The following is a 24,692-nucleotide window of genomic DNA, read 5'->3' as shown; positions in this document are numbered from 1 at the left end:
CATTTTACAAGCATTCTTAGAAATGGAAAACAAACGAATGAAGGACCTTTTACTTCTAAAAGGATAGAAAAACTTCATCAAAAACGTTACTTGAAAATAAAAGACGTCTTCCATAAAGTTAGTCACCGTATTGTAAAACTAGCTCAAGAAGAAGAAGTTTGTAAAATCGTTATTGGTCAAAACAAAAGCTGGAAACAAAAAATGAATATGGGAAAAAGAAATAACCAATCGTTTTGTCATATCCCACATAGTTTACTGATTCAAATGATTACATACAAAGCAAATGCTGTAGGCATTCAAGTTGTTGTAACTGAAGAATCATATACATCGAAAGCAAGTTTTCTGGATAACGACTTCATTCCAACGTATGGAGAAAATGACCAAAATACAACTTTTTCAGGAAAACGAATAAAGCGCGGCATATATCGTTCAGCAAATAAAACTTTAATTAATGCAGATGTAAATGCTGCGGCTAACATTTTACGAAAAGTAATCCCAAATGCATGGACAAATGGGATAGAGGGGTTAAGCGTGAAACAGCTCGCTAATGTGTTAACTCCCCTGACGTTAATCGTCCGTTAGGTCGAAACGTTAGAAACCCCCACTTCAAGCTTTGCTAAGTGGGGGAGTGTTCATTATGTATTAAACCATCGTTACTTTTTCACAATTATTTATTTTTACGACTTGCCTTGGCTCTATATGAGATAAGTCCTCGCTATTACCTATATCAACTACAATTGTATTCGTTAGTATGTTAATAATGGAACCAATTAATTTTGTAGCATGATCGTGTCGATAAGAAAATTGAACAAAATCTCCCTTTTTAAAGTTGTGCTCTTCCATAGATAGATCCCCCTAAAAATAATGTTTATACATTATACATACACAAAATTATAAGTTTTAAACATTTATTAGTACGATTTAAGTGTTAAGCCGAGAAAGGTGTAGAAAATTTATTTATAATGAAAATAAAAAAATATGTTTAAAATTAATTTTTATGGGTAATTAAATAGTAAGAGTTTGAGATAAGGGGGCGGAAATGATGAATTTGGCAATAAATATTTTGCAAAATGATGTAGGTTATACAGTACAACTTAATGGTGAAATTGATGCTTATACGGCATCAGATTTGAAAAATAAGATTATGCCTATTGCAAGCGAAAAAGAGGTTCATATTGTAGTAGATTTTCATAACGTAGATTATATGGATAGTACTGGTTTAGGCGTTTTTATAGCTCTATTAAAAGCAGTTAAGAAAAATGATGGAAAACTAGAGTTTATCGGTGTGTCTAAAAGGCTAAAAAGATTATTTGATATTACAGGGCTAACAGAAATATTAAATTTGAATTCCGATTTTGAAAAAGTAGAAAGAAGGTGACTAGGGATGATGGAGAGATTTGAAAAGATAGAAATGAAAATTCCTGCAAAAGCAGAATATGTGGCTATTATTCGTTTAACAATGGCTGGTGTTGCGAATCGAATGGGCTTTGCTTATGACGATATAGAAGATATGAAAATTGCTATTAGTGAAGCATGTACAAACATTGTACAACATGCATATAAAGAAGACGTTGGAGAAATTACAATTGTCTTTGGCTTATATGAAGATCGATTAGAAATTATGGCTGCGGATAATGGAGTTAGCTTTGATTTTAATAGCTTAAAAAGTAAAGTTGGTCCGTATGATATTAATAAACCAGTAGAGCATTTGCCAGAAAATGGTTTAGGTTTATATTTAATCAATACGTTAATGGATGATATACAAATTATGCATGATGAGGGCATGACAGTTTTAATGACAAAATATATACAAAGAGAGCAGGTGGAGAATGATGGAAATCCAATCTCAACCTACAAATCTTACTAAAGAAGACGTTATTAAACTAATTGCAGACTTCCAACAAAACCAATGTGATGAAGCACAGGAAAGATTGGTTAATCACTATAAAAATCTTGTATACTCCATTGCATATCGCTATTCAAAAGGTGGGCCGATGCATGAAGATATTATACAAGTAGGAATGTTAGGGCTCTTAGGTGCAATAAGAAGGTATGATTATTCGATAGGGAATGCTTTTGAGCCGTTTGCAATACCTACAATAGTAGGCGAAATAAAGAAATATTTACGTGATAAAACTTGGGGTATTCACGTTCCAAGGCGAATTAAAGATTTAGGCGGGAAGATTAAACTTGCGATAGAGGAGCTAACAGATCGTTTCCAGCGTTCACCGAAGATTATAGAGATTGCAGATCATTTAGGACTATCCGAAGAGGAAGTGCTAGAAATTATGGATGCGAAAAATAATTATCGCGTATCTTCCTTAGATGATGTAGTTGAAAATTCATCTGATGGCAGTTCGGTAGCGAGGATTGAATCTGTAGGTGAAGTAGAGCAAGGATATGAAGAGACAGAAAGGCGTCTCGTTTTAAAGGATATTTTCAACGTATTAAATGACACAGAAAAGAGTGTTATTCATTATATATTTGGAGAAAATTTAAATCAAAAAGATACAGGGGAACGGTTAGGTATTTCACAAATGCACGTTTCTCGTATTAAAAGACAAGCGATAAGTAAATTGAAGCAAGCAGCATTTTTAGATACATAAAAATTTAAAATCATTATGTTTAAAACATGAGAAAAGGGGTAGTTATTAAATATAGGAGGAGATATAAAAATGTCACACGATGTGAAAGAACTAATAGAAGGATTGAATGAAGATTTAGCAGGAGAATACTCAGCAATTATTATGTATAACCATAATGCAGCTACAGTTTCTGGTATATATAGACAAGTGTTAAAACCTTTCTTTGAATCTGAAATTAGTGATGAACAAGGACATGCCCTATATTTAGCAGAGAAAATTAAGACGTTAGGTGGTACACCTACTACAATCCCTTTACCAGTGAAACAAGTAGAAGATGTTAGAGAAATGTTAAAATCCGCTAGACAATCAGAATATGAGACAATTAAGCGTTATGAAACGAGAAAAGAACAAGCAGCGAAATTAAATATGACAGAGTTAGTTGTAAAACTAGAAGATATGATTGCAGATGAAACAAATCATATGGAAGAATTAGATCGTCTTTTAAATGACAAAGCAATGGTGTTAAATTAATAGTGGAAATTTATAGAATGAAAGAACAAACTCTCATTTCTGGGGGTTTGTTCTTTTGCTGTATAAAAATTATGTTAGAGTAGGAAATTTTCATTTTGTAACTGAGTATGCAATACTAGAAAAATAGAAAATGATAATAGATTTACATTTTAAATAAGAAAAGGGGAAATAACTTGTGTCCATTTTAATTGTCGATGATAATCCGGTTAACATCTTTGTAATTGAAAAAATTTTAAAACAAGCCGGATATCAGGATCTTGTATCGCTGAATTCTGCACAAGAGCTTTTCGAATACATTCAATTTGGAGAAGATTCTTCCAGGTATAATGAAATTGATTTAATACTGTTAGATATTATGATGCCTGAAATTGATGGACTTGAAGTTTGTAGGCGATTACAAAAAGAGGAGAAGTTTAAAGATATTCCTATTATTTTTGTTACAGCTTTAGAGGATGCCAATAAATTGGCCGAAGCTCTTGATATGGGGGCAATGGATTATATTACGAAACCGATAAATAAAGTTGAACTATTAGCACGTATGCGTGTAGCATTACGCTTGAAATCGGAATTAAATTGGCATAAAGAACAAGAAGAAAATCTTCGGAATGAACTAGATTTAGCTACGCAAGTACAAAGAAACTTATTAAGTAGCCCATTAAGAGAAGATTATATAAAAATTGAAGCAAGTTACTTACCTTCATTTAAATTAGCTGGAGATATGTATTATTGGTATAAAATCGATGAAAACCGCTACGGTATTATATTATTAGACGTGATGGGACATGGTATATCTGCTTCATTAGTTTGTATGTTTATTTCGTCTGTATTACGTGAAACGATTAAATCTTTAATCGATCCAGAACTTGTCATTAAAGACTTAAATAAATATATGACTCTTTTACATAATGAGAATGACGATATTCCATATTATTTTACAGCGATATATTTAGTAGTAGATACAGAAAAGAGAACGATTGAATATGTAAATGCAGGGCATCCTTCTGGATACGTTTTAGTTGATGAAACAAATATGGTTGAACTAAATCGCGGGAGTTGTGCGGTAGGGTTTTTTGATGAAATAAAAGTTGAAAAGACAGTTATACCTTTTGAGAAGAACGCTCAAATCGTATTGTTTACAGATGGTGTTCTTGAAGCAATTGCAAATGATGAATTTGAGGCTGAAGAGAAATTACGTACTTTTACAGAAAGAAAATGGGGAGATTTAGAAGGCGAGATAGAAGGGTTTTACAAGGAAGAACAAAAGAAAGCGCAATCAGATGATATGTGTCTAATTATGATACAAACGAATGCGAAATAAAAAGCGTATGAAATCCAAACAGAGGATTTCATACGCTTTTTATTGTATTTTTTGATAAATTTGTTCGCTAGGATTAAATTGGGTATAATGCGGCATTATATTTGAAAAACGAAGAGTTTCTTTATTTCCTAAACATAGAAATCCATTGTGACCTAAGCTTTCATAAAATAGTTGCTGCACTTGATTTTGAAGTTTACTTGTAAAGTAAATTAAAACGTTACGACAAAGTATAATATGAAATTCGTTAAAAGATTGATCGGTTACTAAATTATGCTGTGCAAAAATAATGTTTTGTAAAAGTGATGGATTAAAATAAGCAAAACGATTATCTGTTGAATAATAGTTAGAAAATGCTTGTGTACCACCAGCTTGTAAATAGTTTTTCGTATAAGTTTGCATTTTATTTAACGGGAGGATAGCTTGTTTTGCTTTTTCTAACACATTTGTATTCATATCTGTTGCGTAAATAACCGACTTTTCACTTAATCCTTCTTCGTGAAGTAAGATGGACATTGATAATACTTCTTCACCAGTTGCGCATCCAGCGTGCCAAATTCTAATTTCAGGTTGCTTTTTTAATTCAGGAATTACATGCTCTCTAAGCGCTTTAAAAAAGGCAGGGTTACGGAACATCTCAGTTACATTAATCGAGAAATCATTTAATAACTGTTCTAAAACCCCTTCCTCGTGAATTACTTTTTCAAGTAATTTTGAAATGGTAGGGATATTAGAGAGCTGCATTCTATTACAAATTCTTCTATAAATAGATGTGCGAGCATATTGGCGAAAATCAAATCCTGATAGTTTAAATACCGCTTCTAATAGTAATTCAATTTCTAAATTCGTGCGCTCATCCGTATCTACTGATGGATCAAAATTATAATACTTATTTTCCACTCCAACTAAACCTCACTTATTTTATTAACCATACACTCATTACCGAATAGAGTTGATGTAGATTTAATGGTTTACTTATATAATCTGAAGCGCCAGCAGATAAACATTTTTCCTTATCATTTGGCATTGCTTTAGCAGTTAATGCGATAATAGGTATTTCATTTAACCCTAAGTTCATTCGGATATTTTCCATCGTTTCATAACCGTCCATATTAGGCATCATAATATCCATTAAAATAAGGTCAATATTTGTATTACTTTTTAGTATTTCTAAACACTCTAAGCCGTTTTGGGCAGTAATAATGTTGGCATTTTGTTTTTTTAATGCATTTTGTAACGCAAATATATTTCGATGATCATCATCGACAATTAAAATTGTTTTCTCTTGGAAGACGTTATTTGTTTCGGTAGTAACAATAGTTTCTTCCACAACTTCAGCAGGAATAACATCTTCTATCGTTGCTGCGACTTCTAAATTGGATAACTGTATATCTGGTAATCCATTTGGAAGGTTAGGAATATATACCGTGAAAGTACTACCTTCTCCTACATTACTCTCTAACGTAATCCAACCACCTAACAATCTAGCAAACTCTTTACAAATAGATAAACCTAATCCTGTACCACCATACTTCCGAATCGTTGCGCCATCTGCCTGTTGAAAGGCTTCGAAAATAAGTTGATGCTGTTCTTTAGCGATACCAATACCAGTATCTTTTACTGAAATTGTAATCCAATCTTTACTTATAGACTGCATATCATGACTTAAATTACTTGTTTCTATCGAATCGAAATGTAAAGAAACGGATCCTTTTTCTGTAAATTTAAATGCATTGGATAATAAGTTTTTAATAATTTGCTCAATCCGTTTTGCATCTGTATAAAACAGATCAGGAATCGTATTACTGTCTTCAATAGTAAATTCGACATTTTTTTGTGCAGCTATATGTAAAAAGTTTTGATGCATATTGGCTGCCATGTCACTTATGTTCGTTGCTTCAAAAATGATGTCTAGTTTGCCTGCTTCTACTTTAGATAAATCGAGTATGTCATTAATTAAAGTAAGTAAGTCTTTCCCTGATGAATGAATGACAGTTGCTAATTCAATCTCATCGTCGGATAAATTGTTATCATGATTTTCTCTTAACATTTCAGATAATAGTAAAATACTATTTAACGGTGTGCGTAATTCATGTGACATATTTGCTAGGAACTCAGATTTGTATTTTGAGCTGCGTAACAACTCGTTTGCTTTTTCTTCTAATTCTGATTTAGTAATTTGTAAGTCAGCTGTCTTCTGCTCCGCCTCTTCCGTTCTAGACTCTAATTGTTCATTCGTTGTTCTTAATTCTTCTGCTTGCATTTGTAGTTCTTCTGCTTGCGTTTGCAATTCTTCTGATTGAACTTGTAACTCTTCTGTCATTGCTTGTGATTCATGTAAAAGAGTTTGAATTCGCATACGTCCCATAATGCTATGGATTGTTAAACCTAGATTATCAACGGTTTGTTGAATTAAATCTTGATGTAAATCTGAAATCTCAGTTACACTTACTAACTCCATTACTGCGATCACTTCATCCTCAAATAAGATAGGGATGATTAATAGATTTTTAGGGCGTATTTCTAATACTCCACTAGTGACATAACGAAACTCTTCGGGTATGTCTCTGAGAATAAAACTTTTCTTTTCTAAGGCAGACTGTCCAATGAAACCTTCACCCATTTGAATCGATTGTTTCCCAATATCAGCACCTTGATCGGCGAAAGAAGCTTTTTTCACATAATAGACAGTGTCTTCAATTTCTTCACGTACATAAAATGCACCGCAAGAAGTTTGCGTTTTTTGTATCACTCCACTAAGAATTTTGTTACCTAACATCTCAATAGAAGATACACCTTGATACATTAAAATTAATTCTGCAAGCTCAGTTTGTAACCATTCTCTTTTCGATATTTCGTCTAGTAAGTGATTCGTTGTATGAGCAAGATCTTTTATTTCATCACGTGTGTTTACATGAATTCTTTCCGTGATTTTTTCTTTAGAAGAAATGGATTTAATAGCTTGAATTACATTTTTAATCGTTTTTGTAATGGAATTAGAAATATAAAGGGAAACAATAATGGAAATGCAAGAAAGTAAGAACAATAAACTGTATAACCAAATCTCTAATTTATTATTTTCAGTATCTAATTGTGCTGCTCTTTTTTTCGTTAATTGCTCCTCAGTGCTACGGAAGTTAGTTACCTGTGACTGTAAGGACTGAATTTGAGTCGTGTCGATTGTTTGTACATTATTACTATTATGATTTGCAATTAACGGGTGAATCTCTTTATTTATCCAACTAATAATATTTTCGTTAATCTGTTTTAATTTTTCTTGCTGAGATGGGTTATCCTCTAATAATGAGAAAAGATCTTGATAATGCTTTTCGTAATCCTTTTCCGCAGAATTAAGAGATTGTACGTAATTTGGATTATTAGAAATGATAAACCCTTTCGCTTTATTTTCAATTGTTAGTAAATCTTTCTCCACTTGATTTGTTAAATTGAGAACTTTAAAATCGTGCTCAATAATAAAATTACGAGATTTTTGTAAATTAGAAATCTCATTGTTCAACATAATGAAAGAAATAAGTAAGAACAAAATGATAACTAAATAACCAGCCATAATTTTGTAACGAATACTAAATTTTGCTTTTGATTTCATCAAAAATTCCTACCTTCAAGATTATTAAAAGTTTTCAATCGTAAAGAATGAAAACGTAATATATATTATATCAGTTTTCATAAGGCCAAACTAGAAATCCCCCTATTATATTAGGGGGGCGTTTTTCATAGAGGAAATCATTTTGAAATATAAAACTATATATGAAAAGTAACAATCGAGGGAACAGGGGATAACAAAACTTTTAAGAAGGAAAGAGTGTTCTTAAAGCTCTTTTTGCATCTATTCCTTCAAAGATAAATAATACAAGCTCTCTCTTTTTTACAGTAAGGAAAAAGGATACTAGAGTGCTTAAGTTTTTAATAGAAGTAAGTGCTCCGTGTTTACCTATAAATACATTCGTTTGAAATGTTGTCATTAAAGCATAAAAATGATGAATCTGAGTTATTGTAGGTATTTCATTATAAGAAATAGTAGTAGAGTGAATGGCGTTCATCGTAATATTCCTTTCCATATAGTAAGCATAACAATATAAACATACCCGTTTTAAAAAATGTTAAACATATAAATAAGAAAAAATATAATTATAGTTTTTTACGTTTAGAAAAGGTTAGGAAGGGTATACATATACTACAAAGAGATTGACTGAAGATGAATTGTAAGATGTCTATGTTTAGTAGAGTAGTCTATCAAAATATACTTTTACTTTAAATAAAAAGGAGTCTGGTATACATGAATGAAATGATGATTGATATTACATTTGATTTAATTTACTTGTTAAGTAGTTCACTTGTAGTGCTTTTACTATTCGCTTTTTTCGTAAATGGTTATGTTAATAAGAAAATTAGTGTATACAGAAATGAAGAAAAATAAAAATACATTATATAAAACTTTAGGAGGTTAATAGTTATGAATGTAGATAGAAAAATAGTAGGTGTTTTTAGAACAATTGATGATGCGGCACTCGTTATTAATGAATTAAATGATAAAGGATATTCAGCAGATAACATTTCAGCTATTGCGAAAGATCAAAAGGAAATTGAACATCTAGAAGAAAAATCCGGTGAAAAAGTGAATAGCGAAACTGCACATAAAGCAGATATCTTTTCAGCGACAGGGCTTGTAGCTGGAGGAGTAGCAGGCGGACTCGGTGGTTTATTAACAGGTCTTGGTATACTTGCCGTTTCTGGAATGGGTCCAATTGTAGCAGCAGGACCAATCGCAGCAGCTATTGGAGGAGCCGGTATTGGCGGAGGAGCTGGAAGTTTAATAGGAGCATTTATCGGCTTAGGAATCCCTGAAGACCATGCTAAAAAGTATGAAGAATATATTTACGATGGAAATATATTAATTTTAGTAGATGCAAAATTAGATGATAAGTTAGAAATCTATAAAATATTTGATAAGCATAATGCTTATAACTCTGATTTCTTTAAATAATATGTACGTCACATATTAAACATAGTGAATATCGTTTTTGATCTTACAACTTTGGCGCGGCCGAGGAGTCGTATGACTATAAGAGAGGAAGGGCTTATAGTAAAAGATCAAGTCCTATTATGATATTGAGAAGGGAAGAGGTGTCTATTCGTGATTGTAAAAATATTAAAGGATAGTAGTAATAGTTTCCTTTGCACAGTTCAAAGTAAAAATGGAGATCAGTATGTAAAAAAATGGTTTAGTAAACATGAAAATAATAAAGAATTAGGGCGACCAACTTTTAAAGAAGTAGAAAAGGATTGGAAAGAAAATAGAGACTCATTTATGTATCCCAATATTAAAGCGCTTTATTTAAATGAAACATAAAGCGCGTTTTATTATTACAAAATTGTCACACTCCTGTAAGGTAATTCAATAGATTAGTTACTTTTTCCATGTCATAATAAAGACATAAGAAAGCTAATCAAAAATTATAATTTATAGGAGAGTGTCAGTCATGATTGTAACAACAACGTCTGGAATTCAAGGTAAAGAAATTATTGAGTATATCGATATTGTAAATGGTGAAGCTATTATGGGTGCAAATATTGTCCGCGATTTATTCGCTTCTGTTCGTGATGTTGTCGGTGGTCGTGCTGGTTCTTATGAAAGTAAGCTAAAAGAAGCTCGTGATATTGCGATGGACGAAATGAAAGAACTTGCAAAACAAAAAGGTGCGAACGCTGTCGTTGGTGTTGACGTAGATTACGAAGTTGTTCGTGATGGAATGTTAATGGTTGCTGTAAGTGGTACAGCTGTACGTATATAAGTAAATAAAAAACAGGCTCACCCCTTGAAGTTTATGCTTTGAGGGGGTTTTTTGTTTTTAAGTTGTAGAAGTAAACTCCAGTTGCAAGGGTAAAATGAAAAAGAGACAGTGATGCTACATATATGTAGTGTGAGTGCAAACTTTATAATAAATAATAAAGTTGTTATTTGAGATGATGGAAGAATTAGTGGTATAAATAACTTTATAGATAATAATCAAAATAGAGAAGACAGAATGTTCATGGATGGAATGGTTAAGGGAATTTTCCAATCTGTAATAAAAAACGGAGGTACTGAGAACGTTTTACAGATGTCTACTACATAAAATTTATAATGGATTGGGGGCAATTTTTATGTTTTGGTTAGGATGTTTTTTAGGATACATTGTAGGTTCTATTATTACATGTGCGCTACTTTACCTTGGATATAGATCCAATGAAAATAAAAAAGCGGATATGCAAAAGGTGGAGGAGAGGAAAATCAATAAAAAAGGTGTATAGTAGGCGAAAGGTAAGGTGATAACGTTGATGCAAAAATAAAGGACAGTACATATTTTGATGACTACTATGTACTGTCCCGTTTATTCTTTTTGGATTATGAGAAGTTGTTTCTTGGCTTGCTATAAATTTCATAGGCGAAATAACCAAATAAATAGCCAATTCCGGATCCTAAACTCACTGCAAGAAGTGAATAATCCGGGAAAAACATGCCGAAAATCAAACCGACTATACAGCCGACAAGCATTCCTATCGGTATGAAACTGTCTAATAAAATTTGAGCCTCATTTGATTTTTTCTTACCCAATTTGCCGTGCTTATATTTATGTTCCAATCTTTTTATTACAAATACTACAATTCCGCCGACTAGTATAACAGGCCAAATAGCCGAAATTAGCCACATGTTAGAAGCTCCTTTTACCTTTCAATATAATTGCACCAAAAAATTACAATTATAGACTGCTAAACGTACTATCTAGTCTATTTAAAAGGTAAATGCAAAAGACTTCTTCTTTTGCATTTAATAACTCGTCAAAAACACTTTCCGATACGATAAACTTAACTAAATCTATACAATTCAATCAAATTTACACAAGTTAGTGCTTCAAAGTGTTCTCGCAGCCCCAAAGGGACGAGGGGTATAACACTCCACACGAGGCAGTATCGTTACCTCCTATTATCAAGCATTTATTTTACCCATCTTGATAAATTTATCGCAGCATTTACATCCCTATCGTGATGGCTATTACATGAAACACAACACCACTCACGTATTTTTAAACTCCACTGTCCTTCTGGTTGAACTGAATGGTCGTATTTTACGCCGCAACATGAACAAATCTTGCTTGAAGCGAACCATTTATCAGCTTTTACATACGCAATGCCATACTTCTCGCACTTGTATGATAAACATTGAAAGAAGAAGTTTAATTTTTGAAATGAAAATGCTCTCGATAGTTTTTTGTTTTTAAACAGGTTTGAAATAGATAAGTCTTCCACAACAATCCTCATTGGTTTGGTTTTCACCAATTTAGCTGTTGCTTGATGGATATGGTTATTTCGGATATTCATAATTTTCCTAGATAACCGCAGGTGCTCAGCTTTCGCTTTTTCATATCCAGCAGATTGAATTTTCACAACTTTTTTAAATCTCCTAGACATATCTCTTTGTGCTGACTTTTTCCTTTTCAAAAGTTTTTTAACCTTGGCATCTTTGTTTATATTTCGTTCTTTCATACCATTAGAAGCTACAAAAAGCTCTTTTAAACCAACATCCACACCAATCGACTCATTCGTTAGTTCTTGTAATTCAAAGTCTTCTTGGAACCCTACACTAATTCACCAGTGACGACCATCAAAGGTAACTCTTGGATTGGATGGTTTTTTATTTCTTGGTAGTTGTTGGCTTGTTTTCACTTCTCCAATAGACTGAATGTGAACTACTTTCTTTCCTATAATCAGTCTTTCATAATTAGCATAAAATCCTTGGATTACATCTTTTTTGGATTTATAAGAAGTGTGAGAACCATTTTTGTACTTTTTGAACGAATTTTTTCTCGCCGCATCAAAATCTCTTGAAGCCTGTTTAGGAACTTGTGCATTAATGTCTTTTAACCACTCATATTTCTTTCGCTTCTTGATCTTTGTAAATCGTTTCTGTAAAGCTAACTGTGAAACAGATTTTCCAAATAGCTTATAATATCTATCACTTATTCTTTTACAATAGTTATAAGCAAATCTTGCAGCACCAGCATGGTTTCTAAGCACTTTTTCTTGTTCAGGCGTTGGAATCAGTCTAACTTTCTTCGCCAATATCATCAGAATGTAACTCCTTTAATGAAAGATTTGTTCTTCTGAATCGTAGCGTGTTCCACCAGCATTCTCCTGAGACCACTCGGATGAAAACCTGTTAATTCCGATACTTGACTAACTCGTGAAAATTTCATTATTATTCTCACCTCATCGAACCAAACATAGCACGTACGTTCGATAAAATCAATAAAGTTTGATAGATTCAATAAAATTTATCTTGTTCAACTAAGGGCGCAATTCCTTAGCTAGTTCTCTTATGAACTTCTCATGTTTTCACATGAGCGCAGACTATATGTTTATCTACTTAGAGATAGAGGATTTTTCCACCACCATAGGCTTGTGATGTACTCTCGTCAGTTATACGAGATAGTCGTTGAACGTTCATCTTATCCATTTTGACTTAGATGATTCGAGGCGGAAGACCCATTGTTCTAGTGTTTAGGATTTAACCTTGCACGATCTGATTGATTTTTTCTGCTTTCGCGACATTCACGCTCACTATTTCTAGCCACGTTGTAGTTCAATCAGCTTTAGGGATTGCCCGCAGTTAACCCTCACTACTAGCCAATCACTTGACTAGCAGGGCTTACTGATATATTTAATTAACTTTCGTTATAATTGGTTAAATAAATCGTAACAGTTAGTTACCCTTTCGTTTTCTCAGCGGACTGTACAACATCAACTGCCGCTTTCACATCCGCTAATTCATACGTAGAATGGACTTTCATAAAACGTAATTGCTCATTTTCTACTAAACGAATTAAGTGACGAAACGTTTCTTGCCATTTATATGGTGACACTTCATCATTCCAATGTCGTAAATGAAATATGTTTGCGTGTACTTTTGCTTTCGTGACAATCTCGGCCCAGTTCACTTGTATTCCTGATAGAAGACCGATCGTTAAAAAATGCCCGTTTGGACGTAAGGAGAAAGCTAATTCATTTCCATCCGGTCCTCCGATAGAATCAATCGCAGCATCCGCACCAATCCCGTTTGTTAATTCCATAACGGTTTCATAAAGCGGAGCAGTGGAAGTATCAATTACATATGCAGCACCAAGGCGCAGTAATTCTTCTGTATGCTTATTATTTCTTGTAACGGCAATTAATCGGAAATTTAAAATTTGGGATAACTGCGCAAATAGATGTCCAATAGCGGACCCACAAGCATTCACTAATAAAACGTCATTACGCTGTAAGTTTAACGTTTCTGTACAAGTAACCCACGCCGTAAGGGGATTAATATACATTTGTGCCGCTGTGAAATCATCAATGGAATCAGGAATAGGGACTACAAAATCAGCTGATGTCTTCACATATTCTTGCCAAGTACCTTCCCCGCGTAAAGGTAACACTCGTTTACCGATAAGCTCTCGAGAAACAAAAGCGCCAACATTTTCTACAATACCAACACCTTCATAGCCAGGTATGTTAGGTAAAGGAATTCTATGAGCGTACGCTCCTGTGATGGGAATTAAGTCAGATGGATTAATCGGTCTAACTAGCATACGGACGAAAACTTCATTATCTTTCAGTGGTTCTATATTTTTATATTCAACTTGTAATACGTCTTTTGGATTGCCAAACTTATGAAATTGAATGCATGTTCCAAGCAAAGTAATTTACCCCTTAGTTTGATTGGGTTTATTATAGCATTTTTAGTTTGGGTGGTTACTTTGTTAGTGATAAATAGGGTTTTTAATTTACGTATTTATCAGAATTTTATAAAATATGCATATAACTATAAAATGGGGGGATTTCTTCATGTGTACTAGTTTGACGTTACAAACTAAAAATTTCCAACATCTTTTTGCGAGAACAATGGATTTCACATTAGATATGAATCAGGAAGTAATAATCATTCCTCGGCGTTATCAGTGGAACAATATAACTGGTGAAACTATCCGAGCGAAAAAGGCTGTTGTCGGAATGGGAATTAATCATGAAGGAAGGGTCATTATGGCGGACGGAGTAAATGAAGCTGGTATGACGTGTGCCACTCTCTATTTCCCGGGATTCGCTACTTATAGTAACAGTATAGATAACCATAAAACGAATTTAGCGCCATTTGATTTTGTGGCTTGGAGCCTCACGCAATTTAATTCTGTTGAAGAGTTAAAAAAATCTGTTGATAACATTTCCCTTATAGATATACCATTACCAGTTTTAGGAATTACCCCACCGCTACATTGGATTTTAGCAGATAAATGGGGAGATTGTATTGTACTTGAGCCGACAACTGATGGACTAAAAATGTATGACAATCCATTAGGAGTGATGACTAATAGTCCGGAGTTTAATTGGCATTTACAAAATTTAAGACAATATATTGGACTTAAATCGCAGCCATTTGCGCCAACGGAGTGGGGAGATGTACCATTAAGTGCTTTTGGCCAAGGTTCAGGATCGATGGGACTTCCTGGAGATTTTACCCCGCCATCAAGATTTGTGCGGGCAGCATATGGCAAACAAAACATTCAAGGTATAGAGAACGAAGAAGAGGGGATATCGGCTATTTTTCATATCTTATCAAATTGTGAGGTCCCTAAAGGGGCAGTAATAACAGAAGACGGAACATTAGATAATACCATCTATACGAGTGCAATGTGTATGGAATCTGGAACATATTATTACCATACTTACGATTGTAGACAAATTATAGCTATTCATTTATTCAATGAAAATTTAGATACAGCTGAGATTAAAACTTATCCGTTTCAGCGGAAACAAAAAATATTTTATGAAAACTGAAGCGCCCCTGAAAAAGTGAGACTGATAAAAACACCTCCATTTAATTTGCATACTTAGTATGCGAATTTAGGAGGTGTTTTTTATCATTTATCAATATTCAGGTTTACTTCTTGCTATTCTATTAAGCCGAAGCCTTCTTCATTCTCTCAAGTAAACTAGACAACACATGCGTACGATACGATTCTAGTTTTTTACCTTCATAAGTACGGATACCTAATTTTTTAAGTTCTTTTACATACCAACCTTTGCTTCCGAAATACATGTGATCGCTCCCCTTCAACTTTGTTTTATTTATTCTGATTGCATATGGAGGTACAGGTAATATAATGAAGGAAATGAATTTCGCGCGAAAATGGTTAACTTTGTTGCAAAAGACATATATACTAAAGATAGTATACAACGAGGTGGACAAGACGTGATTATAGAGAAGCACGAAATTCAAATTGACCAAATTACGAGCGGTAAAGTGAATATCTTTACTTTCTATCGAAATAGAAAGCAAATTGATAATCATTTTTTACGATTGCAAGAACCATCGCTTACAGCAAACTACTTCTTCCATTTTCATTTTGATGCAGAGAGCTTGCATCTACTGCAGAAAGAGTTTCCAAGCGTATATCCGTACGACGGTAGTGAAACAATTCACGACTGGACGGAAAAGATGAAAGCAGAATTGCAACATCAGATCCAAACAGGTAAATGGAATAAACGCGTACGTATCGGTAATCGTATTCTAGATGTGGTGTTTACGTGGTGTGACGAAGATATAGTAGAGTGAAAAAGAAGCGGATGACGCTTCTTTTTTTAGCGCTGGAATAAAACGAGCTTACCTGCAGTAGATGTACAGCGATGTGTTTTTTCATACAATCCTTTTTCTTGTAAGATAGATTCACCTTTTGCTTTCGCTTCTTTTTCAGTTGCCGCCTCGAATGATTCGTCTAATGCTTTTGAACCATCTTTTTCAAAGACTGTTAGAACGTATACTCCCATGAAAATTCCCTCCAATATTTAAAATCAGAATCTTATAATTATTTTGACATAAAATACTACAATATGCAAAGAAATATATGACATTGCGTGGTAAAATAGAATGAAACTTTAATCATCGAGAATATTTTTATTCTCGATGATTATTAGTTTTCAGCGATTTAAATTTTGATAAAATGAAACTTTTGAAAGATAGAAAGGATCGTTATTTGTGAAACAAGTAAAGTTTATACATGCGGCTGATTTGCATTTGGATAGTCCGTTTAAAGGGATGGAGATGAATGTTACGCAGTCTGTGTGGGAGAGAATGAAGCAAAGTACGTTTGAATCATTTGAGCGTATTGTTGATAAAGCGATTCAAGAGCGCGTTGATTTCGTATTACTAGCTGGGGATTTGTATGATGCGGAGACGAGAAGTTTGAGGGCGCAAGTGTTTGTGCGTGAGCAAATGAAGAGACTTTCGCAATACGATATCCCTGTTTTTATTATTCACGGTAACCATGATCATTTAGGGGGAAGCTGGGCAGCAATTGAGTTTTCGGAAAATGTTCATGTATTTACTGAGCCTTATGTAGAAGAGAAATCATTTTATAAAAATGGTGAGCTATTAGCTTCTATTTATGGTTTTAGTTATTTGCAGCAAGCGGTAACGGATAATATGACAGCGCAGTATACGAAAATGAGTGATGCGCCTTTTCATATTGGTATGCTTCACGGAAGTGTGGAAGGAGATGCAGAGCATAATCGCTATGCACCGTTTCAAATTCGTGAGTTGAAAGAAAAACAGTTTGATTATTGGGCTCTTGGCCATATACATAAACGTGAAATTTTATCAGAAGAACCATACATTATTTATCCAGGGAACATACAAGGTCGTCATCGTAAGGAAACAGGCGAGAAGGGTGCGTACCTTATTGAACTTACGAAAAAAGGATCGCAGTGTTCATTTTTCCATACGGCAGATGTTGTATGGGACGAAATCGAGGTTGGTATTGATGGACTTGAAACTGTTGATGAACTTATGACAAGCATATCTACTGCGATGAATGAATGCCGAAGAGAAGAGGAAGGTACGCTATTAACTGTCGTATTTACAGGACAAGGCCCACTTTCACCTTATTTGCGCGACGAAAAGCGTGTGGAAGAGATTTTTCACATTTTAGCATCTGGAGAAGAGCGAAAAGATTTCGTATATGCAATGAAGTGGAAAAATGAGACGGTTTCTTTTGCGGAAATCGAACGTTTGAAAGCGGAAAATCATTTCGTCGGTAGTGTGCTAAAGGAGTTAGAAGCTTTCACTAATATGGACGGAGTATTGCGCACTATTTGGACATCTCCTGTAGCGCGTAATAGTATTGAATCTTTTACAGAAGAAGAGAAGAAAGAGATTCAAAAGGAAGCAGAAAATATTATTTTAGAACAATTATTCCAGCAAGAGAGGGATAAAAAATGAGAATTGAAAAACTCCATATTTATGGGTACGGAAAATTAGAAAATGTGGAAATGGATCTTTCTTTGCTGACAGTGTTATACGGTGAAAATGAAGCGGGGAAATCGACAATTCGCTCATTTATGAAAAGTATTTTATTCGGTTTTCCGACGAGAGGACAGCGCCGTTATGAGCCGAAAGAAGGCGGGAAGTATGGCGGTGCGATGACTGTGGAAACAGAGAAGTACGGCCGTTTGAAAATTGAACGGTTGCCAAAGACGGCAGCTGGCGAGGTGACTGTTTATTTTGAAGACGGGAAAACGGGCGGAGAAGAAATTTTAAACGATATATTAAGCGGGATGAATGAAAGTTTATTTGAATCTGTCTTTTCATTTGATATGCATGGCCTTCAAAACATTCATCAGCTCGGCGAAGCGGATATTGGCAATTATTTATTTTCGGCAAGTGCAGTCGGAAGTGATGCGCTATTGCAGTTAGATAAAAAGCTAGAAAAAGAAATGGACCAGCGCTTTAAGCCGAGTGGTCGTAAACCAGAAATTAACGTGTCACTGCAAGAGATGAAGAAACTTGAAGAGAAGATGAAAGAGTGGCAAGGGAAAATTGGCACGTATGAAAAACAGGTCGAGCAGTTAAAAGAAAGCGAAGAGAATCTTGCTTCTGTTCGCGGGGAAAAAGAGAGTGCAGAAAAACGAAAGCAAGATTATGAAATATTAGCAGCGCTTGAGCCACTCGTTATTGAAAAGCGTGCGCATGAGAAAGTATTAGAGAACGAGAGCGGGCAGTTTCCTGTAAACGGAATGGCGCGTTATGAAGCAATTAAGGCGAAGATGGAGCCGCTTCAATTACAAGTTGATTCGCTCCACAAGAAAATTGAGACAGTGCAATCAGAAATTGCCTCGATTCAAATAGATGAAGAGTTTTTACAAAAAGAAAGTTATGTAGAAGAACTTCGTATGCAGCATATGTCTTACGAAAATGCACGCCAAGAAATGCGTGATATGACAGGAAGTATTACGAATATAAAAGAAGAACTGGCAGAACTAGAACAACAAATTGGTGCTACTTTTGAAAAGGAAACAGTTCTTTCATTTGATATGAGTTTGGCAACGAAAGAGTTAATTACGCAAACAGTGCAAAAGGCGCGCGAATTAGAAACGCAAAAAGCACAGCTTGATGATCGTTTTAAAGTAGCGCAGGAGCAGTTAGAAGAACAAGAAGAAAACATAAGGCAGATTAAGCAACAAATGTTAGTGGATGAAGAGAGAAATGTGTTAGTTGAGAAAGAGAAATCGTTCCAAGATGCGGCGTTTATCGGTATGGGCGCAGAGAGAATGAAGCGCAAGTATGAGGAAAAAGCAGGAGCAGCTAAGCAAAAGAAAAAGCAGTGGCAAAGAGTTTGTCTTCTGTTACTCCTTATTAACACAGGCATTTTATTCACAAGCTTATTTATAGACAATCGACCGCTCTTATTTATTAGTGTCATTGTTTTTGTAGGGATTGTTCTCGCCCTTGTTTTATATAAAGATCCATCAAGTGGATTACAAGAAGAGCTCCTTACACTTCAGCAAAGTGCTGGCGGGAGACAAAGTGAAGAAGCGATGTCTGTACGCTATGAGTTAGAAAAAGATGAAGAGATTCGGAAGTTATTTGAGCGCGAGTCTTATAAGTTACAGCAGTTGGAACGAGCGTATGATAAAGTCGTTTCATCGTATGAGGAATGGGAGAGAGAAACGTTCCAGGCGGGAGAACAAGTCGATGCATATAAAACGCGCTATATGTTTCCTGAATTTTATACGTATGCACACATATTGCCGGCGTTTGAGCGTATTGAAAAAATGCAGCAATTATATCGGGAGTTAGAGAAGCAAGGTACGCGAAAATCTTCATTATATGAAATGATTTCGCAATTTGAACATAAACTAGAAACTGTTATCGGTAGTGCGGAGTATAGTAAGCTACACGAGGCACAAAGCCGTATGCAAAATGAGAAAGAGAAGCGCCAAACTTGTAAGCAGTTAAAAGAAAAACTGGCGGAATGGCAAGAAGAATATGAGTTTATGCAAGAACAATTAAAGCAATTACTAATAGAACGAGATGGTTTATGGCATATTGCAGAGTCTACAGATGAAGAGATGTTTTTAGAAGCAGGTAAACTGGCGGAAAAACGTGAGGATGCAGAGAAACAAGTGGGGCGTTTATTACCGCAAATTGATCTGTTGGAACAGCGTTTAACGAGTTTATCATTAGCTGAACATTATGAAGCTGACGGGTATGAAGGAAAATTAAAGCAAGAAATTACAACTGTCCAAAACTGTCTTACGAAAGAGAAAGAACTGACAGAGCGTATTGCGAAACATCGTATGGAAATTGCGAATTTAGAAGAAGGTAGTACGTACGGCGATTTAATGCATGAATGGGAAATGAAAAAAGCGCAAGTGCGTGAACAAGTGAAGAAGTGGGCTGCTTATGCGGCCGCAAAGACAGTGTTAACGAAAACGAAGCACTATTATCATGAAGTTCATCTTCCTCGTATTTTACAAAAATCAGAAGAGTATTTCGTCTATTTAACAGGCGGACGCTATAGTAAAATCTTTTCACCGTCAGAGGCAGAACCGTTTATCGTTGAACGTAACGATGGTATGCGTTTTTACAGTCATGAACTAAGCCAAGCGACAGCGGAGCAGTTATATTTATCGCTGAGATTTGCACTCGCGAAAACATTCGAACATGATTATCCATTTATTATTGATGATAGTTTCGTGCATTTTGATGCGGTAAGGACGAATCGAACGATTGAACTTATAAAGGAAATTGCAAAGGATAGACAAGTCATATTCTTTACATGTCATGCGCATTTACTTGCGTATTTTCCAGAAAAACAGATTATAAAATTAACACATATGCGTAAAGAAAATGAGTTGTAGTGTGCTATACTAAAAGTAACTGATTTGGTGGAGGAATTCGAATGAAAAAGAAAATTGCAGAGTATGAAGTTGGTGAACAAGTCGATATTTTCTTGTTAATTAAAACAGCGACAAAAGGTATCGCAAGCAATGGAAAGCCATTTTTAACAGTAATCTTACAAGATCCAAGTGGAGATATTGAAGCGAAATTGTGGGACGTATCACCAGAAGTTGAGAAACAATATGTAGCGGAAACAATCGTGAAAATAGCTGGAGATATTTTAAACTACAAAGGACGTATTCAATTACGTGTGAAACAAATCCGTGTTGCGAATGAAAATGAAGTAACAGATATCTCAGACTTCGTAGAAAAAGCACCAGTGAAAAAAGAAGATATGGTTGAGAAAATTACGCAATACATATTTGAAATGAGAAACCCGAACATTCAGCGTCTAACAAGACATTTATTAAATAAGCATCAAAACGAATTTTTAGACTATCCAGCAGCGACAAAGAACCATCACGAGTTCGTATCTGGACTAGCTTATCACGTCGTATCAATGCTTGATTTAGCAAAAGCTATCTCAAATCTATACCCATCGTTAGATAAAGACTTACTATATGCAGGCGTTATTTTACATGACCTTGGTAAAGTAATCGAACTATCTGGCCCAATTTCTACAACGTATACGTTAGAAGGAAATTTACTAGGCCACATTTCTATTATGGTGAACGAAATTGGTAAAGCAGCAGACGAATTGCAAATCGATGCAGAAGAAGTATTAATTCTTCAACACATCGTCCTTTCTCACCACGGAAAAGCGGAATGGGGTAGCCCAAAACCACCATTAGTAAAAGAAGCAGAAATTCTGCATTACATCGATAACTTAGATGCAAAAATGAACATGATGGACCGCGCATTAGGACGCACAAAACCAGGCGAATACACAGAGCGTGTCTTTGCACTTGATAATCGTTCGTTCTATAAACCGACGTTCCATAATTAATAGTGTGAATAAAGTGGCCTCATTAAGTGTTAATACGCTTAGTGGGGCTGTTGTATAATGATAATAAAGTTATTGAATTTTGATTATTAAAAAGCTAAGAGCCTTACTACATTCTACGTAGCAAGGCTCTTTAAAGTTGTTTCAAATTACATCCATCTGTTCGTTCAAGTGTAACTATTCGCAATTATTTGATATTATATAGGTGAATAGAAAGATACATTAAAAATTAGTTTCGTAGTTGTAAAAGGAGGTTATTTATATTATTCTCTTATAATTTTTCCAAAAGGGAGAGTTTATGAAAAAGATTAATGTTTTTGTATTAACGATATTTATATTATTCTCAGGATTCGCAACACAAAGTTATGCGTTGTCAGATTCGCAATCTGCGGCAATACAAGCGTTGCTAGATGATGCCTGTCGTATATCAGGTGTGCCGGGAATGTCAATCTCAATACTTGCTGATGATGAAGTGTTCTACTTTTCTTCAGGGTATGCAGACCGTGAAAAGGGGTTGTCTGCAAGTGAAAATACACTCTATGAGTTAGCCTCGGTCAGTAAAGCTTTTACCGGTATGGGTATTATGCTATTGGAAGAGCAAGGGCTGCTCTCAATGACTGACCCTGTCCAAAAATATTTACCTTGGTTTACATTAAAGTATCAAGGGAAACCTGTTGATATGCAAAGTCTTACACTAAATAACTTTCTTCACCATACCAGTGGTCTAACAAATATTAGGCATCTTCAAAATATTCCACAAGGCAATACACCGGATATGTTGCAAAAGACTGTGGAAATGCTCGTTGATGCTGAATTGGCGTTCCCTCCCGGTGAACAGTATAACTATGGAACCGTTAATTATGACGTATTGGGTTTGGTTATTGAGATTGTGTCGCGACAAAGCTATGAAGACTTTATGAAGGAACAGGTATTTCAGCCGCTAGGTCTTCACCAGACGTATGTTTATAAAGAAGATGCTCAAGCTACTGGACAGTTGGCACAGGGCTACCGTTCTTCCTTTTTTATGACAACTCCATTTAAAGCTCCGGATTATGCTGGGAATAAACCCGCAGGCTACATCATTTCTAATACAAAAGATATGGCTCGTTGGCTGGGCATACAGATGGGTATCGTGCGGGACATACCCGAAATATTTCACACGGTTATCGAAAAATCACATAGGGGTGATATGTCTGTTTCGGCTGTCAACGGTATGTATTATGCGGCAGGTTGGTCCGTAAATGCCGAACAAACGATTATAGAACACACTGGGGGCAATCCAAATTTCAGAACCGAAGTAGTCATACTGCCAAATGAACGAACAGCCGTCTCCTTGCTGAGCAACGGCACAAATACCAATACAAACATGGTACTAAAAGTTAAAGATATATTAGAAGGCAATCTAACTCAGTCATATGAAATAAGCGGCACACAGCTTTTGGATATCATTTTGTCGTCTATCACAATTATTTTTTGCCTATTGGCCGTTTTGCTATTTCTCTTAGGATTACGCAGAAGGAGAACGAATGAGCGACAGCCAATGACAAAAAAGAGAATAACCGTAACAGTTATTTTCCTGATCGCTACGATTGCTCTGGGTATACTGTGCTGCGCTTTCGATTGGTCAACAATACTTATGTGGCAAACATATAGTGTTCTTACAGCTTTGATTTCGTCAGCATTATTAACAGCAAGCATTACATGGTTTGTATACACTCACCGATAAAATACCTTGCTCCTAAGATAAGCATAATGTTAAGTCATTAAAGTCCGATTGGTGAGGGCTGATAATCAGTGGGGGGTGAAGAAAACCCCCACTGATTAAAGTTTCACTTTATTAAAAATGAAATAAAATAGTTAAGAAGTACGCATGGGTGTAACGAAGAACTAATAAAACATATCTTGCCACTAGAATGGGGGCATATCAACTTTTAAATTGAGTACCGCCAGCATTTCAGAAAAAATATGTTAAGCAAAAAATACAATAAGCTGTCCATATGGGCAGCTTATTTACATAATTCTCGATATTGGAAGTTGATTAATATCAGTTCATTTGTTTTTCCAAAGGAGTTATTTTGTTCGTTAAAAGATAATATCAAAGTAATTCGCGTACCCCATAGTTGGTGGCGCAAATAGTTGATTTTATAGGGGGAAAACCTGTAACTAAAGCCTAACATAGGTGTTTTTGTTTAAATTTTGCTTAATTCTCACTAGTAATTAACTAAAAATTTAGAAATCGTTATATAATGAATTTAATTTAAAATTAGGAGTGATTAAATTGCCAGATATGATAAACCTCGTTCTTTTCATCATTATAGCGAGGTGTTAAAACTTCTAATAGAAAGCATATTCGATTAAGAAAGAAGGGGTAGTTATGAAAACTAGTGAAGAAACGCATTGGCAAAGGTTTAAACGTAAGAGTAAATCCCCGAAAGAGTGGTTAAAGAAAGTATACGAATTTTTTATTAATGAACACGTATGGGATGCTATCTTTAAAGTGTTCCTTAAACTAGTATGGGCAGTAAAAGGTATGGGGAAAAGCTTGAAACGGGTAATAGAAAACATATTCAATTAAATTCTATTCTTTCATAATTTCCTCATACGATCGATAATTTCCAATAAATTTGTTTTATATAATGGAGTGTGAATACGACAGTTGATACAGCAATGGCTATAATACCTATATGTGCGTAAAAATTGAAGTAATCATATTTCTGGAAGAAAAATTCAAGGACAGGAAATAAAAGAGTAAGACTAGCAATTAATATTAATTGTTCTTTTTTCATTATCATGCCTCCTTCTTTGTATAATTCAGCATTGATAGAAACAATTCCTATATGAATATCCTATACATGATCAGTTAACATAACGTCCTATTATCGGTAGCAAGGAAAAAGGAGGAACCCTACTCTCACAAGTGGTATTATCCCCTATAGGTAGACAGTAAAAAAAGAGTCCATCTGATATGATGGACTCAATACTGTTTTATCTGGAGGGGATTTTTTTATGGCAAGAAAAGGACAATCATTTCAAAAATATACAGAA

28 protein-coding genes and 1 pseudogene are annotated in these 24,692 nt (G+C 34.8%); 18 read left to right on the top strand and 11 right to left on the bottom strand.

Translation table 11 applies throughout. The annotated features are described in order from the left end of the window. The coding region (locus D1166_RS28870; protein ID WP_118043516.1) for an IS200/IS605 family accessory protein TnpB-related protein at positions 1-582 on the top strand (582 nt) is incomplete at its 5' end. A 60-nt stretch (positions 583-642) separates the two neighbouring features. Here the strand turns inward: D1166_RS28870 and D1166_RS28865 are convergent. Continuing rightward, positions 643-843 (bottom strand): methyltransferase, encoded by a 201-nt coding sequence (locus D1166_RS28865; protein ID WP_000390989.1) that lies wholly within the window; start codon positions 841-843, stop codon positions 643-645. A gap of 196 nt (positions 844-1,039) precedes the next feature. On the opposite strand from D1166_RS28865, the gene rsbV reads away from it, so the two are divergent. The 5 genes from rsbV (at position 1,040) to D1166_RS28840 (ending at position 4,434) form a co-directional block, all read left to right on the top strand. Continuing rightward, a complete protein-coding gene (rsbV, locus tag D1166_RS28860; protein ID WP_001986277.1) occupies positions 1,040-1,378 on the top strand; it encodes an anti sigma b factor antagonist RsbV in 339 nt (112 codons plus the stop codon). Positions 1,379-1,384: 6 nt separating this feature from the next. Beyond that, positions 1,385-1,867, top strand: a complete 483-nt coding sequence (gene rsbW / locus D1166_RS28855) for an anti-sigma B factor RsbW (RefSeq protein WP_000970580.1) — start codon at positions 1,385-1,387, stop codon at positions 1,865-1,867. Continuing rightward, positions 1,830-2,606, top strand: coding sequence for an RNA polymerase sigma factor SigB (sigB, locus tag D1166_RS28850; RefSeq protein WP_002093898.1), 777 nt, complete (start codon positions 1,830-1,832; stop codon positions 2,604-2,606). Before rsbW ends, sigB begins: the two co-directional genes overlap by 38 nt. A gap of 69 nt (positions 2,607-2,675) precedes the next feature. Further along, a complete protein-coding gene (locus tag D1166_RS28845; protein WP_000017758.1) occupies positions 2,676-3,116 on the top strand; it encodes a ferritin-like domain-containing protein in 441 nt (146 codons plus the stop codon). A 175-nt stretch (positions 3,117-3,291) separates the two neighbouring features. Continuing rightward, on the top strand, positions 3,292-4,434 hold the full coding sequence (locus tag D1166_RS28840) for a fused response regulator/phosphatase (RefSeq protein ID WP_000025537.1): 1,143 nt from the start codon (positions 3,292-3,294) through the stop codon (positions 4,432-4,434). A gap of 39 nt (positions 4,435-4,473) precedes the next feature. On the opposite strand, the gene D1166_RS28835 is transcribed toward D1166_RS28840, so the two are convergent. From D1166_RS28835 to D1166_RS28825, 3 genes are all read right to left on the bottom strand, one after another. Then, positions 4,474-5,331: a CheR family methyltransferase gene (locus tag D1166_RS28835; protein ID WP_030023655.1), complete on the bottom strand. Its 858-nt coding sequence runs from the start codon at positions 5,329-5,331 to the stop codon at positions 4,474-4,476. A 16-nt stretch (positions 5,332-5,347) separates the two neighbouring features. Further along, positions 5,348-8,038 (bottom strand): ATP-binding protein, encoded by a 2,691-nt coding sequence (locus D1166_RS28830; protein ID WP_097856639.1) that lies wholly within the window; start codon positions 8,036-8,038, stop codon positions 5,348-5,350. Between the two features lie 202 nt (positions 8,039-8,240). After that, complete coding sequence (locus D1166_RS28825) at positions 8,241-8,492, bottom strand: hypothetical protein (protein ID WP_000991346.1); 252 nt, start codon at positions 8,490-8,492, stop codon at positions 8,241-8,243. A 236-nt stretch (positions 8,493-8,728) separates the two neighbouring features. On the opposite strand from D1166_RS28825, the gene D1166_RS31460 reads away from it, so the two are divergent. From D1166_RS31460 to D1166_RS31455, 5 genes are all read left to right on the top strand, one after another. Beyond that, positions 8,729-8,869 (top strand): hypothetical protein, encoded by a 141-nt coding sequence (locus D1166_RS31460; RefSeq protein WP_001004567.1) that lies wholly within the window; start codon positions 8,729-8,731, stop codon positions 8,867-8,869. Between the two features lie 36 nt (positions 8,870-8,905). Continuing rightward, a complete protein-coding gene (locus D1166_RS28820) occupies positions 8,906-9,436 on the top strand; it encodes a general stress protein (RefSeq protein WP_001100090.1) in 531 nt (176 codons plus the stop codon). Positions 9,437-9,586: 150 nt separating this feature from the next. Then, positions 9,587-9,802, top strand: coding sequence for a DUF4028 family protein (locus D1166_RS28815; RefSeq protein WP_097856638.1), 216 nt, complete (start codon positions 9,587-9,589; stop codon positions 9,800-9,802). A gap of 130 nt (positions 9,803-9,932) precedes the next feature. After that, entirely contained in the window at positions 9,933-10,244 is a 312-nt protein-coding gene (locus tag D1166_RS28810; protein ID WP_000637512.1) for a YbjQ family protein, read from the top strand. 352 nt (positions 10,245-10,596) lie between these two features. After that, positions 10,597-10,743, top strand: coding sequence for a hypothetical protein (locus D1166_RS31455; RefSeq protein WP_165851684.1), 147 nt, complete (start codon positions 10,597-10,599; stop codon positions 10,741-10,743). Positions 10,744-10,837: 94 nt separating this feature from the next. Here the strand turns inward: D1166_RS31455 and D1166_RS28805 are convergent, their stop codons facing one another. From D1166_RS28805 to D1166_RS28795, 4 genes and pseudogenes are all read right to left on the bottom strand, one after another. Continuing rightward, positions 10,838-11,143: a hypothetical protein gene (locus D1166_RS28805; protein WP_097856637.1), complete on the bottom strand. Its 306-nt coding sequence runs from the start codon at positions 11,141-11,143 to the stop codon at positions 10,838-10,840. A gap of 284 nt (positions 11,144-11,427) precedes the next feature. After that, a pseudogene (locus D1166_RS28800) lies at positions 11,428-12,558 on the bottom strand (RNA-guided endonuclease InsQ/TnpB family protein). Continuing rightward, complete coding sequence (locus D1166_RS32015; protein ID WP_255256964.1) at positions 12,558-12,686, bottom strand: hypothetical protein; 129 nt, start codon at positions 12,684-12,686, stop codon at positions 12,558-12,560. The pseudogene D1166_RS28800 and the gene D1166_RS32015 overlap by 1 nt, the downstream one beginning before the upstream one ends. A 510-nt stretch (positions 12,687-13,196) precedes the next feature. Then, the gene (locus D1166_RS28795; protein ID WP_016117359.1) at positions 13,197-14,168 is read right to left on the bottom strand and encodes a zinc-dependent alcohol dehydrogenase family protein; all 972 of its coding nucleotides are present in this window, start codon (positions 14,166-14,168) and stop codon (positions 13,197-13,199) included. Between the two features lie 148 nt (positions 14,169-14,316). Between D1166_RS28795 and D1166_RS28785 the strand changes: the two genes are divergently transcribed. Then, positions 14,317-15,303, top strand: coding sequence for a choloylglycine hydrolase family protein (locus D1166_RS28785; protein ID WP_084065293.1), 987 nt, complete (start codon positions 14,317-14,319; stop codon positions 15,301-15,303). A 121-nt stretch (positions 15,304-15,424) separates the two neighbouring features. Here D1166_RS28785 and D1166_RS28780 read toward each other — a convergent pair whose 3' ends face one another. Next, complete coding sequence (locus tag D1166_RS28780; protein ID WP_000273536.1) at positions 15,425-15,565, bottom strand: YflJ family protein; 141 nt, start codon at positions 15,563-15,565, stop codon at positions 15,425-15,427. A gap of 153 nt (positions 15,566-15,718) precedes the next feature. Between D1166_RS28780 and D1166_RS28775 the strand changes: the two genes are divergently transcribed. Next, positions 15,719-16,081, top strand: a complete 363-nt coding sequence (locus D1166_RS28775; RefSeq protein WP_118043514.1) for a hypothetical protein — start codon at positions 15,719-15,721, stop codon at positions 16,079-16,081. Between the two features lie 26 nt (positions 16,082-16,107). On the opposite strand, the gene D1166_RS28770 is transcribed toward D1166_RS28775, so the two are convergent. Further along, entirely contained in the window at positions 16,108-16,293 is a 186-nt protein-coding gene (locus D1166_RS28770) for a YhzD family protein (protein ID WP_000539552.1), read from the bottom strand. A gap of 208 nt (positions 16,294-16,501) precedes the next feature. Here D1166_RS28770 and D1166_RS28765 point away from each other — a divergent pair, with 208 nt between their 5' ends. The 5 genes from D1166_RS28765 to D1166_RS28745 all read left to right on the top strand — a co-directional run bounded on the left by D1166_RS28765 (position 16,502) and on the right by D1166_RS28745 (position 24,222). After that, complete coding sequence (locus tag D1166_RS28765) at positions 16,502-17,743, top strand: metallophosphoesterase family protein (protein WP_097856635.1); 1,242 nt, start codon at positions 16,502-16,504, stop codon at positions 17,741-17,743. Then, positions 17,740-20,664, top strand: coding sequence for an ATP-binding protein (locus tag D1166_RS28760; protein ID WP_001217607.1), 2,925 nt, complete (start codon positions 17,740-17,742; stop codon positions 20,662-20,664). Before D1166_RS28765 ends, D1166_RS28760 begins: the two co-directional genes overlap by 4 nt. Positions 20,665-20,705: 41 nt before the next feature. Continuing rightward, the gene (yhaM, locus tag D1166_RS28755; RefSeq protein ID WP_118043513.1) at positions 20,706-21,650 is read left to right on the top strand and encodes a 3'-5' exoribonuclease YhaM; all 945 of its coding nucleotides are present in this window, start codon (positions 20,706-20,708) and stop codon (positions 21,648-21,650) included. Positions 21,651-21,945: 295 nt separating this feature from the next. Beyond that, positions 21,946-23,373, top strand: a complete 1,428-nt coding sequence (locus tag D1166_RS28750) for a serine hydrolase domain-containing protein (RefSeq protein WP_097861991.1) — start codon at positions 21,946-21,948, stop codon at positions 23,371-23,373. A 648-nt stretch (positions 23,374-24,021) separates the two neighbouring features. Then, on the top strand, positions 24,022-24,222 hold the full coding sequence (locus D1166_RS28745; RefSeq protein WP_000858032.1) for a hypothetical protein: 201 nt from the start codon (positions 24,022-24,024) through the stop codon (positions 24,220-24,222). Positions 24,223-24,244: 22 nt separating this feature from the next. Here the strand turns inward: D1166_RS28745 and D1166_RS28740 are convergent, their stop codons facing one another. Next, positions 24,245-24,439: a hypothetical protein gene (locus D1166_RS28740; RefSeq protein ID WP_002060880.1), complete on the bottom strand. Its 195-nt coding sequence runs from the start codon at positions 24,437-24,439 to the stop codon at positions 24,245-24,247. Positions 24,440-24,692: the final 253 nt, after the last annotated feature.

The organism is Bacillus sp. ISO11 (assembly GCF_003458115.1).
In the GTDB taxonomy this organism is placed as follows: domain Bacteria; phylum Bacillota; class Bacilli; order Bacillales; family Bacillaceae_G; genus Bacillus_A; species Bacillus_A cereus.
This window is presented reverse-complemented; position numbering and strand designations above follow the sequence as displayed.

Bases quoted from the DNA above. Each gene is read 5' to 3' on its own strand.
- D1166_RS28865 (WP_000390989.1), bottom strand. From the start codon at position 843: ATGGAAGAGCACAACTTTAAAAAGGGAGATTTTGTTCAATTTTCTTAT.
- rsbV (WP_001986277.1), top strand. From the start codon at position 1,040: ATGATGAATTTGGCAATAAATATTTTGCAAAATGATGTAGGTTATACA.
- rsbW (WP_000970580.1), top strand. From the start codon at position 1,385: ATGATGGAGAGATTTGAAAAGATAGAAATGAAAATTCCTGCAAAAGCA.
- sigB (WP_002093898.1), top strand. From the start codon at position 1,830: ATGATGGAAATCCAATCTCAACCTACAAATCTTACTAAAGAAGACGTT.
- D1166_RS28845 (WP_000017758.1), top strand. From the start codon at position 2,676: ATGTCACACGATGTGAAAGAACTAATAGAAGGATTGAATGAAGATTTA.
- D1166_RS28830 (WP_097856639.1), bottom strand. From the start codon at position 8,038: ATGAAATCAAAAGCAAAATTTAGTATTCGTTACAAAATTATGGCTGGT.
- D1166_RS28825 (WP_000991346.1), bottom strand. From the start codon at position 8,492: ATGAACGCCATTCACTCTACTACTATTTCTTATAATGAAATACCTACA.
- D1166_RS31460 (WP_001004567.1), top strand. From the start codon at position 8,729: ATGAATGAAATGATGATTGATATTACATTTGATTTAATTTACTTGTTA.
- D1166_RS28820 (WP_001100090.1), top strand. From the start codon at position 8,906: ATGAATGTAGATAGAAAAATAGTAGGTGTTTTTAGAACAATTGATGAT.
- D1166_RS28810 (WP_000637512.1), top strand. From the start codon at position 9,933: ATGATTGTAACAACAACGTCTGGAATTCAAGGTAAAGAAATTATTGAG.
- D1166_RS31455 (WP_165851684.1), top strand. From the start codon at position 10,597: ATGTTTTGGTTAGGATGTTTTTTAGGATACATTGTAGGTTCTATTATT.
- D1166_RS28805 (WP_097856637.1), bottom strand. From the start codon at position 11,143: ATGTGGCTAATTTCGGCTATTTGGCCTGTTATACTAGTCGGCGGAATT.
- D1166_RS32015 (WP_255256964.1), bottom strand. From the start codon at position 12,686: ATGAAATTTTCACGAGTTAGTCAAGTATCGGAATTAACAGGTTTTCAT.
- D1166_RS28785 (WP_084065293.1), top strand. From the start codon at position 14,317: ATGTGTACTAGTTTGACGTTACAAACTAAAAATTTCCAACATCTTTTT.
- D1166_RS28780 (WP_000273536.1), bottom strand. From the start codon at position 15,565: ATGTATTTCGGAAGCAAAGGTTGGTATGTAAAAGAACTTAAAAAATTA.
- D1166_RS28770 (WP_000539552.1), bottom strand. From the start codon at position 16,293: ATGGGAGTATACGTTCTAACAGTCTTTGAAAAAGATGGTTCAAAAGCA.
- D1166_RS28760 (WP_001217607.1), top strand. From the start codon at position 17,740: ATGAGAATTGAAAAACTCCATATTTATGGGTACGGAAAATTAGAAAAT.
- yhaM (WP_118043513.1), top strand. From the start codon at position 20,706: ATGAAAAAGAAAATTGCAGAGTATGAAGTTGGTGAACAAGTCGATATT.
- D1166_RS28750 (WP_097861991.1), top strand. From the start codon at position 21,946: ATGAAAAAGATTAATGTTTTTGTATTAACGATATTTATATTATTCTCA.
- D1166_RS28745 (WP_000858032.1), top strand. From the start codon at position 24,022: ATGAAAACTAGTGAAGAAACGCATTGGCAAAGGTTTAAACGTAAGAGT.
- D1166_RS28740 (WP_002060880.1), bottom strand. From the start codon at position 24,439: ATGATAATGAAAAAAGAACAATTAATATTAATTGCTAGTCTTACTCTT.